This window comes from Microbacterium sp. NPDC055502, from assembly GCF_053643635.1.
Genome location: NZ_JBSHKJ010000001.1, coordinates 676,317 through 688,508 on the forward strand (window position 1 = coordinate 676,317; position 12,192 = coordinate 688,508).

10 protein-coding genes are annotated in these 12,192 nt (G+C 70.6%); 2 read left to right on the forward strand and 8 right to left on the reverse strand.

Going from position 1 to position 12,192, the window contains the following annotated elements; translation table 11 throughout:
• Position 1 precedes the first annotated feature (1 nt).
• On the reverse strand, positions 2-1,387 hold the full coding sequence (locus ACWH95_RS03425) for a glycine--tRNA ligase (RefSeq protein WP_136030756.1): 1,386 nt from the start codon (positions 1,385-1,387) through the stop codon (positions 2-4).
• Between the two features lie 115 nt (positions 1,388-1,502).
• Between ACWH95_RS03425 and ACWH95_RS03430 the strand changes: the two genes are divergently transcribed.
• Entirely contained in the window at positions 1,503-2,972 is a 1,470-nt protein-coding gene (locus tag ACWH95_RS03430; protein ID WP_454120171.1) for a peptide MFS transporter, read from the forward strand.
• A gap of 25 nt (positions 2,973-2,997) precedes the next feature.
• Here the strand turns inward: ACWH95_RS03430 and ACWH95_RS03435 are convergent, their stop codons facing one another.
• The 3 genes from ACWH95_RS03435 to ACWH95_RS03445 are packed head-to-tail and all read right to left on the reverse strand — an operon-like array spanning position 2,998 to position 5,715.
• Positions 2,998-3,687 carry a GNAT family N-acetyltransferase gene (locus ACWH95_RS03435; protein ID WP_136030761.1) on the reverse strand — a complete coding sequence of 230 codons (690 nt, stop codon included), beginning with the start codon at positions 3,685-3,687 and terminating at the stop codon, positions 2,998-3,000.
• Between the two features lie 49 nt (positions 3,688-3,736).
• A complete protein-coding gene (locus tag ACWH95_RS03440; RefSeq protein ID WP_454120172.1) occupies positions 3,737-4,357 on the reverse strand; it encodes a hypothetical protein in 621 nt (206 codons plus the stop codon).
• 32 nt (positions 4,358-4,389) lie between these two features.
• Positions 4,390-5,715 (reverse strand): alpha-hydroxy-acid oxidizing protein, encoded by a 1,326-nt coding sequence (locus ACWH95_RS03445; protein ID WP_454120173.1) that lies wholly within the window; start codon positions 5,713-5,715, stop codon positions 4,390-4,392.
• Positions 5,716-5,776: 61 nt separating this feature from the next.
• Here ACWH95_RS03445 and ACWH95_RS03450 point away from each other — a divergent pair, with 61 nt between their 5' ends.
• The gene (locus tag ACWH95_RS03450; protein ID WP_136030769.1) at positions 5,777-7,216 is read left to right on the forward strand and encodes an MFS transporter; all 1,440 of its coding nucleotides are present in this window, start codon (positions 5,777-5,779) and stop codon (positions 7,214-7,216) included.
• Between the two features lie 299 nt (positions 7,217-7,515).
• Here the strand turns inward: ACWH95_RS03450 and ACWH95_RS03455 are convergent, their stop codons facing one another.
• The 4 genes from ACWH95_RS03455 to ACWH95_RS03470 form a co-directional block, all read right to left on the reverse strand.
• Complete coding sequence (locus ACWH95_RS03455) at positions 7,516-8,274, reverse strand: hypothetical protein (RefSeq protein ID WP_247637878.1); 759 nt, start codon at positions 8,272-8,274, stop codon at positions 7,516-7,518.
• 220 nt (positions 8,275-8,494) lie between these two features.
• Positions 8,495-9,460 carry a serine hydrolase gene (locus ACWH95_RS03460; protein WP_136045959.1) on the reverse strand — a complete coding sequence of 322 codons (966 nt, stop codon included), beginning with the start codon at positions 9,458-9,460 and terminating at the stop codon, positions 8,495-8,497.
• A gap of 110 nt (positions 9,461-9,570) precedes the next feature.
• A complete protein-coding gene (locus ACWH95_RS03465; protein WP_136030777.1) occupies positions 9,571-11,535 on the reverse strand; it encodes a M13 family metallopeptidase in 1,965 nt (654 codons plus the stop codon).
• Between the two features lie 61 nt (positions 11,536-11,596).
• Positions 11,597-12,160 (reverse strand): DnaJ family domain-containing protein, encoded by a 564-nt coding sequence (locus ACWH95_RS03470; protein WP_452312926.1) that lies wholly within the window; start codon positions 12,158-12,160, stop codon positions 11,597-11,599.
• Positions 12,161-12,192: the final 32 nt, after the last annotated feature.

Here is a 12,192-nt window from a genome sequence, read left to right on the forward strand (position 1 = left end):
CTCAGGCCCCGCGCAGGCGCTCCGCGAGGTACGCGTGCAGGCCGTCGATCGGCACCCGCTCCTGCGCCATCGTGTCGCGGTCGCGCACCGTGACGGCCCGGTCGTCGAGCGAGTCGAAGTCGACCGTCACGCAGAACGGGGTGCCGATCTCGTCCTGACGACGGTAGCGGCGACCGATCGCGCCGGCGTCGTCGAAGTCCACGGCCCACGAGCCGCGCAGGGTGTCGGCCACCTCGCGCGCGAGCGGCGACAGGTTCTCGTTGCGGCTGAGCGGCAGCACCGCGGCCTTGACGGGAGCCAGACGCGGGTCGAGCTTGAGCACCGTGCGGGTGTCGGTGCCGCCCTTGGCGTTGGGCACCTGCTCCTCCACGTACGCGTCGACGAGGAACGCCATCATGGCCCGCGTGAGGCCGAACGACGGCTCGATCACGTACGGCGTGTAGCGCTCGCCCGTCGCCTGGTCGAAGTAGGTCAGGCTCTGGCCGGACGCCTCGCTGTGACTGGAGAGGTCGTAGTCGGTGCGGTTGGCGACGCCCATGAGCTCGCCCCACTCCTTGCCCGCGAAACCGAAGCGGTACTCCACGTCGATCGTGCCGGCGGAGTAGTGCGCGCGGTCCTCCTCGGGCACGTCGAACTGCCGCATGTTCTCCGGGTCGATGCCGAGGTCGATGAACCAGTTCCAGCACGCCTCGACCCAGTGGTCGAACCACTGCGGGGCCTCGGCGGGCGGCGTGAAGAACTCGATCTCCATCTGCTCGAACTCGCGGGTGCGGAAGATGAAGTTGCCGGGGGTGATCTCGTTGCGGAACGCCTTGCCGACCTGGCCGATGCCGAACGGCGGCTTCTTGCGGCTCGCGGTGAGCACGTTGGAGAAGTTGACGAAAATGCCCTGCGCGGTCTCGGGACGCAGGTAGTACAGGCCGGACTCGTCATCGACCACGCCGAGGTACGTCTTCACCAGACCGGAGAACGCCTTGGGCTCGGTGTACTGGCCCTTGGTGCCGCAGTTCGGGCACGGGATGTCGGCGAGACCGTTCTCGGCCTTGCGGCCCTTGCGCGCCTCGAAGTCCTCGATCAGGTTGTCGGCGCGGAAGCGCTTGTGGCACTGCAGGCACTCCACCAGCGGGTCGGTGAAGGTGGCGACGTGACCCGACGCCTCCCACACGCGCTTGGGCAGGATGATGCTGGAGTCGAGGCCGACCATGTCGCCACGGCCGCGCACGAACGTCTGCCACCACTGGCGACGGATGTTCTCCTTGAGCTCGGTGCCGAGGGGTCCGTAGTCCCAGGCCGACCGGGAACCGCCGTAGATCTCACCCGCCTGGAACACGAACCCGCGGTGGCGGGCGAGGGCGATGACCTTGTCAAGACGGGACTGTTCGGCCACGGTGGCTCCAATGGTCGGATGCGGAGAACGCCCGTGAGCACGGGCATCCCCATTCTATCGGTGGTCGCAGCGCGCCCCCTGGCCGCGGTCGCCGCCGGAGAGTACCGTCCCACGCATGAGCACCACCGAGCGACAGCCCGCTTCCCGCGACGAGGACACCCGCTTCTTCGGGCAGCCCTGGCCCCTCGTGCACGTCTTCGGCGTCGAGATGTGGGAGCGCTTCAGCTTCTACGGCATGCAGGGCATCCTGCTCATCTACCTCTACCACTCGGCCACGCAGGGCGGTCTCGGTCTGCCCGAGGCCACGGCCGGCGGGATCCTCGGCGCGTACGGCGGCTCGGTCTACCTCGCGACGATCCTCGGCGCCTGGCTCGCCGACCGGCTGTTCGGCTCGGAGCGCGTGCTGTTCGTGAGCGCGATGGTGATCGTCGCCGGGCACCTCGCGCTCGCCCTGCTGCCGGGCTTCGTGGGCGTCGGGGTCGGACTCGTGCTCGTGGCGCTCGGCTCCGGCGGCCTCAAGGCCAACGCGACCGCCGTCGTCGGCACCCTCTACGCCCCGGACGACGTGCGCCGCGACGCCGGGTTCTCGCTGTTCTATCTGGGTATCAACCTCGGCGCCTTCCTCGGGCCGATCCTCACCGGTCTGCTCCAGTCCACGCTCGGGTTCCACTGGGGCTTCGGACTCGCCGCGCTCGGGATGACGCTCGGCCTCGTGCAGTACGCGTTCGGACGGCGCGGGCTCCCGGACACGGCGCGCGAGGTGCCCAACCCCCTGCCCCGCTCGCGCTACCCGCTGGTGGGGATCATCGCGGGCGGCGCCGTGCTCGTCATCGCCGTGTGCGTGCTCACCGGGCTGATCCACGCCGACAACCTCGCACTCATCGTGATCATCGGCACGATCGTCGCGGCGATCGCCTACTTCGCGGTCATCCTGTCCAGCCACCGCATCGACGCCACCGAGCGCTCGCGCGTCTGGAGCTTCGTCCCGCTGTTCCTCACCAGCGTGGCGTTCTGGTCGCTGTACCAGCAGCAGTTCACCGTGCTGACCGTCTACTCCGACAAGCGCCTGGACCGGAACCTGTTCGGGTGGGAGATGCCGGTGTCGTGGGTGCAGTCCATCAACCCGGTGTTCATCATCATCCTGTCGGGCGTCTTCGCCGCGATCTGGACCAAGCTCGGCACCCGGCAGCCGTCGACGCCGGTGAAGTTCGGGCTCGCCGCCATCATCATGGGCGCGGCGTTCCTGCTGTTCCTGCCGTTCTCCGGGGGCGGCGAGAACTCCACGCCGCTGCTGGCGATCGTCGGCATCCTCTTCGTGTTCACGGTCGCCGAGCTGCTGCTGTCCCCCGTCGGGCTCTCCGCCTCGACCAAGCTCGCCCCCGCGGTGTTCCACACGCAGATGGTGGCGCTGTTCTTCCTGTCGGTGGCGCTGGGCACGGCGATCGCCGGGTGGCTCGTGCAGTTCTACGACCCCGAGAACGAGGTGCCGTTCTTCTCGATCCTCGGCGGGATCGCGATCCTCGTCGGCGTCGGGATGCTGCTGAGCGTGAAGCCGGTGCTGCGCCTCATGCGCGGCGTGCGCTGAGCCGCGCCGTAACCCGGCGAGGCGCTCAGGCGGTGAACAGGTAGCCGCGCCCCGACTCGAAACCGGCGATCCGCAGACCGCTGCCGAGCAGACCCTCCATCTGCGCGCGCAGCCGCAGCCGCCACTCGTGCGCGGCCGCCGGGTCGGAGACCCGCATCGCCTCGATGTCGTCCGGGATCTCCAGGGTCTCCACGACGTCGCCGTCGGCCGGGGGCTTGGCGATGTCGGCCAGCGCCCACTCGACATCGAGCCGGTCGCTCTCATCGCCCGCGTCACCGCCGCCGAAGATGCCGTAGCGGTTCACGGAGTAGCCGGTGGCGCGGGCCCCGAGCACCGAGAAGAAGAAGTGCGCGTTGCGGGCCACGAGCGGGTCGAACACCCACGTGATGCGGCCGACGTCGCGCGAGAAGGCCCACTGCCGCTGGTGCTCCTTCAGCTCGCGACCCCAGCCGCGGCCGCGGTACTCCGGCAGCAGCGCCGTGATGTGCGAGTGCATCGCCCGGCGGGCCGGTTCGCCGAAGAACGCGATGGACGCACCGACCATGCGCTCCTCATCGCCCTCGCCGTCGAAGAACCCGACGACGTAGTTGCCCGACTGCTGCAGGGCGCGGAGGGTGCCGGCATCCACCACGCGCTGCGGACCCCGGATGGAGTCGAGCAGGCCCTGCGCGTCGAGGATGAGTTCAACGGTGTCGAGGTCACGGATGGTACGCACGGCTCCAGTCTGCCCCTCCACGGCGGGTTCGCGGAAACCCGGGCGGGCCTCAGCGGTACGGGAACGCCTCTCCCCCGCCCGCGGCGAGCGCATCGGCGACGATGCGGAGGTGCTCCGACGCCATCTCGGGCGGCAGCGGGGGGAGGATCTCGTCCCAGAACGCGAGCACCGCGCCGCGCCCCTGCATCATGCCGGCGGGGCGCCCCATCGCCCACATGTGGAAGTGCGCAGAACCATCGTTCCAGCGTCCGAAGTGACAGCGGGCGACCCCGGGGACGCTCTTCACCGCCTGCGACACCCGCTGCAGCAGCGGGCCCAGCGCCGCGAGAACGTCATGCGGGGCGTCCTCGAGCAGCCAGTGCTCGCGCGGGGCGACGCCGCCGATGAACGGCAGGCCGCCGACGTCCCAGCCGGCGCGCACCTGCCAGAGGTCGTCGTGCCAGATCGTGTGCGGGCTCGGACCGCAGTGCCCGCACTCGCGCGGGTCGAGCTCCCCCGCCCTCGGCTCCTCCGGCACCAGCATCGGCTCGAGCGGTCGCATCGTCACCGTCTCGAAGGCCCACGGCAGACCGTCGGCGATCGCCGAGGCGTCGAGCACCTCTCCGATCGGCAGCCGGCGGTGGAACGGGGAATCGGCCGGGTGCTGCGTGGGTGGGGCGCCGTCGCTCATCCGTTCATGCAACCACGGCGCGGTCCACCCGGTCACACGGCGCGCAGGGCATCGCGGTCGAGCTGCGCGACCGCGGTCAGCCCGGCGAGGCCGAGGGTGATGTCGAGCTCGGCGAGCACGTTCCGCACCACCTCGCGCACCCCCTGCTCGCCCGCGATCCCGAGGCCGTACGCGTACGGCCGGCCGAGCGCGACCACCGTGGCGCCGAGCGCGAGGGCGATCGCGACATCGGCGCCGCCGCGCACCCCGGAGTCGAACACGATCGGCACCCGCCCGGCCACCCGCTCCGCGATCGTCGGCAGCACGTCGAGGGTGGGCACGGACCGGTCGATCTGGCGTCCGCCGTGGTTGGAGATCCAGATGCCGTCCACGCCCGCGTCCAGCGCGCGCTGGGCATCGTCCGGGTGCACGATGCCCTTGAGGATGATCGGCAGCGTGGTCCACTCGCGCGCCTTCGCGAGGTCGTCCCACGTGAGCGCGGGGGTGGAGAACACGTCGAGGAACGTCTCGACGGCCGCCCGCGGCAACGGCGAGCGCAGGTTGTCGCGCAGGCGTCCGCCCTCGGTGAGGGCCGCGCCCTTCCTGGCGATGCTGAGCGCGGCGGCGACCGCCGTCGGGGTGACCTTCACCGCGGAGGCGTCGCTCTTCGGGGCGGCCGCCCGCTGTCGCACGAGCTCGCGGAACACGGGATCGCTGGTGTACTGCGCGATGCCCAGGCCCCGGGTGAACGGCAGGTAGGCGAGGTCGAGGTCCCGGGTGCGCCACCCCAGCAGGTGCGTGTCGAGCGTGACGACGATCGCCTCGCAGCCGGACGCCGCGGCGCGGGCGAGCAGGGAACGGTTCAGGTCGTCCGACGACGACCAGTACAGCTGGAACAGCCGCGCCCCGGACGGCGCCGCGGCCGCCACGTGCTCCATCGGGAGCGACGCCTGGTTCGACAGCGCGTACGGGACGCCGAGGGAGGCGGCGGCGCGGGCGACCGCACGGTCGGCGTCGGGGTGCGCGAGCTCCATGACCCCGAGCGGCGCGAGGATCAGCGGGCTCGTCCGTCGTGTCCCGAGGAACTCGACGCCGAGGTCGCGTTCGCTGACGTCGCGCAGCGGCCGCGGCCAGACCTGCCACCGATCGAACGCCGCCCGGTTCGCCGTCACCGTGTGCTCCGCTCCCGCACCCCCGGCGATGTACGCGAAGGCCTCGGCGCTCAGCGTCTTCCGCGCCGCCTCCTCCAGCGCGGCCGGAGCGACCGGGACGGCCGGTCGGCTGCCGCTGATCCCGGCGCGATAGATGTCGGACTGGGTACGCCGGGAGATGCCGCGGTGGGCGGCGGGATCGTCCGGAGCGACGCTGCTCGTGACCATGACCACATGCTAGCCACGGCCGAACGGCCCCGCACCGCGCACGGGCCGATAGCCTGGGCCGGTGGGTGCGAGCGACGACAGAGCCAGGAAGCGCCTCTCCCGCACCCCGCCCCGGTGGGCGATCATCGCGGTGCTGGCCTTCGCGGGCCTGTGTTCGTCGTTCATGTTCACGCTCGTCGTGCCGCTGCAGGCCGAGCTGCCGCAGCTGCTGAACGCCTCGCGCGAAGACACCACGTGGGTCGTCACGATCACGCTGCTCGTCGCCGCCGTCGCCACCCCGATCTCGGGCCGCCTCGGCGACATGTACGGCAAGCGCCGCGTGGTCATCGTGCTGCTCGCGATCCTGATCCTCGGCTCCGTGATCGCCGCCGTGTCCGGCTCGATCGTCGGCGTGATCATCGGCCGCGCCCTGCAGGGTGCCGTGACGGGCGTGGTGCCGCTGGGCATCGCGATCATGCGCGACGTGCTCCCGCCCGAGCGCCTGGGCACCGCGGTCGCCCTCATGAGCGCGACCATGGGCGTGGGCGGCGCGATCGGCATGCCCGTGGCTGCCCTGCTCGCCGAGAACGCCGACTGGCACATGCTCTTCTGGCTCGCCGCAGCGCTCGGCGTCGCCGGACTCGCGCTCGTGCTCGCGGTCGTGCCGGAAGACGTGCTCCGCTCCCCCGGTCGGCTCGACGTGCTCGGCGCCGTCGGCCTCGCGATCGGCCTCACGGGACTGCTGCTCTTCGTGTCGCGCGGCGCCGAGTGGGGCTGGACGTCGCCCGTGACCCTCGCGTGCGTGATCGGCGGCGTCGCCGTGCTGCTGGTGTGGGGCTGGTACCAGCTCAGGACGAGGGATCCGCTGCTCGACCTGCGCGTGGCCGCGCGGCCCGCCGTGCTGTTCACCAACATCGCCGCGATCGGGATGGGCTTCGCCCTGTTCGCGTCGAACGTCACGTTCCCGCAGATGCTGGAGATGCCGGTGGTCGGCGGCGGCTTCGGGCTCGACATGGTCGCGGCCTCGCTCGTGATCATGCCGGCCGGCCTGGTGATGATGGTGATCTCCCCGCTGTCCGGCTGGCTGGAGCGCACCGTCGGACCGCGCCCCCTGTTCACCGTGGGCGCGATCGCGATCGTGCTCGCCTACGTGTTCGTGCTGCTGTGGTCCACGGCCGTGTGGCACGTGTTCGTCGCGAACATCTTCATCGGCATCGGCATCGGCTTCACGTTCGCCGCGATGCCGATGATCATCATGCGCTCGGTGCCGGCGAACGAGACCGGCGCCTCGAACGGGCTCAACGCGCTGTTCCGCTCGGTGGGCACCTCGACCGCCTCGGCCGTGATGGGCGGCGTCCTCGCCGCCATGAGCATCGACGTCGACGGGGTGGCCGTCCCTACGCGCAGCGCGTTCGAGGTGTGCTTCTGGCTCGCGATCGCGGCCGGGGTGCTCGCGGTCGTGCTGTCGCTGTTCATCCCGCGGCGCCGCGCCGCCGAGCAGCATCCGTCGCTGCCCGAGTGACGCCCTCGGCGCGACGCGTCAGTGGGTGTACTCCATGAGCTCGACGCCCAGCACGCGGAACGCGTCGTGCGCGAGCCTCTCCAGTCTGTGCGCTGCGGGCGGGCCGGATCAATGGCGAATGCGACCCGATTGAGACCAGAGGACGTAGGTCACAACCCAGAATCCGGCATCGATTGCGAGCACGGACAGCAACTCGATCGATGCAGCCCAGAGCCCTACCGCAACGAAGAATCCCTGAAGGACGACGATCGGTGCGATGACAAGTGTCGCGAACAGCGCCGGCCTCATTCGTCTCCGTTTCATCGCTGGCAACTGAATCCAGTCGGCCCGACCAGCGGATAGATCCTCATCTGTCGGTTGTACGGGCATACCCCATTGGCGACGATGATTCCCACGATCATTGCGATCACAGCGGCACCGACGCCGCAACCGACACCGGCGGTGGTCGGCGCGAGCAGCGCACAGATCGCTGCGACCAACGCACCAGATGCGCCGGTCACCATTGCCTGTTGCTCGGCATTCGTGAGCTGAATGTACGGCCAGGGGTCAGCACCGCCAACCACCGCCGCCCTCATGAGGCCGCGGACCGCACTTCCCGCGGCCAGAGCCGTCGGAAAGACGATGGTCATCCCGGGCGCGAGCTCATAGGTGGAGACGACGCCATTGCGATCGATCTCCACCGACGAGGGTGCGTTCGTTTCTCGGAGTCCGTCGCGCAACTCTGCAAATGCCTCACTCAGTTCGGCGGGGCTTGCGCCAGCCTCTCCCAGAGACACAACCGCGAGGAACGCCTGCCCTTCGTCGCTGTTCAAGACCTCGCTCGGCACTGCAGCGAGATCAAACCGGTGCGCGTCGTGGTCGTAGGCGGCCACGAGTTGATTGATCCGCGATACAAGCGCATTGATCGATGCGTCCCCGCCCACCGCTCCTGCGGGAGGGGCACCTGCGACGCTACCGCTCGTTTTCGGCGTCGCCGCCACGTCTTCTCGCGCGCTGGCGGGCGACACCGTCGCGAGTGCCGTGCAAAGTACGACGGCAGCGCCGAGGAACATCTGCAAACCCCGCCTCATTGGTCGACCTTCCCGCTCGATCCCGGGACCCCGAAATCCGTTGAGCGCATGCTGATCTCCTTGAACTCTTCGGGCGTACCCGCATCGAGTTTGGACGAAGGGTGAGCGCAGTGGACCTGTAGAGTGTTACACGTCATGCGTCACATGTCTGTCCACCTTTCGGAGGACATGAGTGGCTGGTTCGTCGAGAGCTGCCCTGCCGGTCGCCTCAGTGGGTGTACTCCATGAGCTCGACGCCCAGCACGCGGAACGCGTCGTGCGCACGCAGGCGGTGCGTGATCGACAGGTCGTCGAAGCACACGATGAGCGCGTAGCCGACGCCCGCGCGCGGTCCCGCCAGCACGCCCGCCTCGGCGCGGACACCGCGGTCGCGGCCGGTCTTGTTCACGAACAGCAGCCCGTGCGCGTCGTGGTCGTGCGCGAACGGGTCGAGCCCGGTCGCGGAGGCCACCAGACTCAGGTCCTGGTTGAGGCTCAGCCACTCGGCCACCTGCGCGCTCACCGCGGCGTCGACCACCTGGGAGTTGACGAGCGCGGAGAACAGCCCGGCGAACTCGCGCGCCGACCCCACCGCCACCTGCGGCGCGTCGTCGGGGCCCCGGCGGTCGCGGAACCGGTCGAGCAGCGCGGTGCGGCGCAGGCCGAGCCCCTCGATGCGCTCGCGCACCCGGTCGTGCCCGACCTTCTCCAACAGGATGTTGACCGCGATGGGGTCGCCCGCGGTCGCGGCCAGCACCGCCAGATCCTCCAAGGGCAGCGCGGGAGCGCGCAGGTGCCGCCACAACCCGGACGACTCGACCGCGTCGACGCTCGCGCGCTCCACGATCTCGAGCGGGTCGAGCGCTCCGGACTCGAACGCCGCCGCGACCTCGATCAGCAGCGGGACGACCCCGAGCCCGCCGACGGGCATGGTGACGTGGTCGTCGCCCGCCAGGACATGCACGTGCGAGTCGAGGTCGACCACGTGCACCGACACTTGGGCGCCCGCATCGGCCAGGCCCTCGAGAGCCTTGAGCGTGGCCGTGAACGATCGGCGGCCGAGGGCGGCCCGACGGGGCAGACGACGGCTCGTGCGCTGCTGCGAACGGCGCCCGCTCGATGACGCGGACGCGCCTCCCATCGACTCGGGGACCGGGGAGTTCCGGAACCCGTCGCCAGGCTCGAGTGCGGCCACGCGTGATCCTTCGGGAGGGGGCTGATCGGCATGCCAAGGGAGTCGCTCCCCAGCGGCAGGGCTATCGTAACCCCACCGCCGGGGGACACCTCACAGCCTGAGGAGAATGGTCACCAGATGGTCACCCGCGACGCCTCGGGCAGCCACAGGGCATCGTCCGGCGTCACGTCGAAGGCCTCGTAGAACGCGTCGATGTTGCGCACGATCTGGTTGCAACGGAACTCGTTGGGCGAGTGCGGGTCGATCGTGAGCAGCCGCAGCGTCTCCGCCTCCCGGCTCTTCTGCTGCCAGACCTGCGCCCACGACAGCAGCAGCCGCTGCACGCCCGTGTAGCCGTCGATGACCGGCGCCTCCTGCCCGCCCAGCGACAGCTCGTACGCCTGGAGCGCGATGCCCAGACCGCCGAGGTCGCCGATGTTCTCGCCGATCGTGAGGGCGCCGTTCACGTGATGCTCCGCGTCCAGCCCCTCAGGGACGAGCTCGTCGTACTGGGCGATCAGCGCCTTGGTGCGCTCCTCGAACGCGGCGCGGTCGGCGTCGGTCCACCAGTCCTGCAGACGTCCGTCGCCGTCGTAGCGGCTGCCCTGGTCGTCGAAGCCGTGACCGATCTCGTGTCCGATGACCGCGCCGATGCCGCCGTAGTTCGCCGCCGCGTCGCGACCCGCGTCGAAGAACGGATACTGCAGGATCGCGGCGGGGAAGACGATCTCGTTCATCGACGGGTTGTAGTACGCGTTGACCATCTGCGGCGGCATGTGCCACTCGGTGCGGTCGATGGGCCTGCCGACCTTGTCGATGTTGCGGTCGTGCTCGAAGGTCGCCGCGCGACGCACGTTGCCGAGCAGATCCTCGCGGTCGATCACGAGGCTGGAGTAGTCGCGCCACACCTCGGGGTGGCCGATCTTGGGCGTGAACGCGTCGAGCTTGGCGAGCGCACGCTGCCGGGTCTCCGCCGTCATCCACTCCAGCGTCTCGATGCTCTGCCGATACGCCTCGATGAGGTTGCCGACGAGCTCGTCCATCGCGGCCTTCGCCGTCGGCGGGTAGTGCCGCTCGACGTACACCTTGCCGATCGCCTCGCCGAGCGCGCCCTCGGTGACCGAGACGCCGCGCTTCCAGCGCTCCCGGATCGTGGGGACGCCGGTGAGCTCGGTGCCGTAGAACGAGAAGTTCTCCAGCACCAGGTCGTCGGTCAGGTAGGGCGCGGCGGCGTGCACGACCTTGGCGCGCAGCCAGGCCTTCCAGTCGTCGAGGCGCTCGGCGGTGAGCAGCGCACCCAGCCCCTCGAAGAAGCTGGGCTGCGACACGACCACCTCGTCGAACGCGGAGGGGTTCGACGGCGTGACGGCCTCGCGCCACGGTGCGAGGTCGACGCCCGCGAGCTCCTGCAGCTCGTCCCAGGTCTTGAGGTTGTAGGTGGCGACCGCGTCGCGGCTGCGCACGTTGTCCCAGTGGTGGCCCGCGAGCTCGGTCTCCAGGGCGATGGAGCGTTCGGCCTGGTCCGCGGCGTCGGCGATGCCCGCCAGGGACAGCAGGCGCTCGAGGTGGGCGCGGTACGCGGCGCGCGTGTCGGCGAAGGTATCGAGGCGGAAGTAGCTCTCGTCCGGCAGCGACAGCCCGGCCTGCACGAGCACCGGGATGTAGCGCTCCGGGTCTCCCGGGTCGCCGTCGACGTAGAGGCCGATCACCGCGGCGCGACCGTCACGGTCGTACGCCCCCACGGTGCGCAGGAAGCCGGGGATGTCGGCGATCGCGTCGATCTCGGCGAGGGTCTCCGCGAGCGGCGCGACCCCGGCGGCCGCGATGCGGTCGGTGTCCATGAAGCTCGCGAACAGGTCGCCGATCTTGCGGGCGAGCGTGCCCTCCTCGGCGTCCTGCGACTCCTCGATGATCGTGCGGACGTCTTTCTCCGCCTGCTCGGCCAGCAGGTGGAAGGAGCCCCAGCGCGCCTTGTCGCCGGGGATCTCGGTGCGGGAGATCCAGGCGCCGTTCACGTGACGGTACAGGTCGTCCTGCGGGCGGATGTCGGGGCTGAACTCGTCGAGGGCGAGGCCCACGGGAAGCGCGTCGGTCATGCGCTCCAGCCTATGACGGGGGTCCCCCACGGTGTCGAGGGCGGACACGCCCCGACACGGATCAGCGCGGCCGTCGCCCGAACAGCCGGCGACGCGGACGCGCGGGGGCGGCCTCTGCCGACGATGCGACCCCGCGGGCGGAGCGGCGCTCGCGCCACGCGGCGACCTCGGCCTCCACGTCCCGCGGCGCCGTGACCACGGGCGGGCCGCCCTGCAGCTGCCGCCTGGCCTCGATCACGCGGCGGTTGAAGTCCTCGAGCACCGCCCGCACGTCGGACTCTCGTCCGAGGAGGTCGAGCTGTCCGTCGAGCTCGCGGTCCTCCGTGCGCAGCAGCAGCGCGGGCGGCCCGAGCCCGGTGAGATTCTCGGTCTCGATCTTGCGCCGGATCCACCAGTCAGGGTCGTGGTGGGTGCCGAGCCCCTCGATGGGCTTGCCCGCACCGGGGAGGTCGTCGAAGTCGCCGCGGCGGATCGCCACCTGGATCGCGCTCTCGATGAATGCCGCCCGATCCACGGCCGCCGCCGCACCAGGCGTCGAGGAGACGGTCGTCTCGTCGTCGGCCCCGTCGCCCTGCGACCGACGGCGCGCGAGGTACCGCGCCGCCTCGTCTCGGGGATCGGACATGATGCACCTCCGCCGCATCCTGCTCTCCTCCA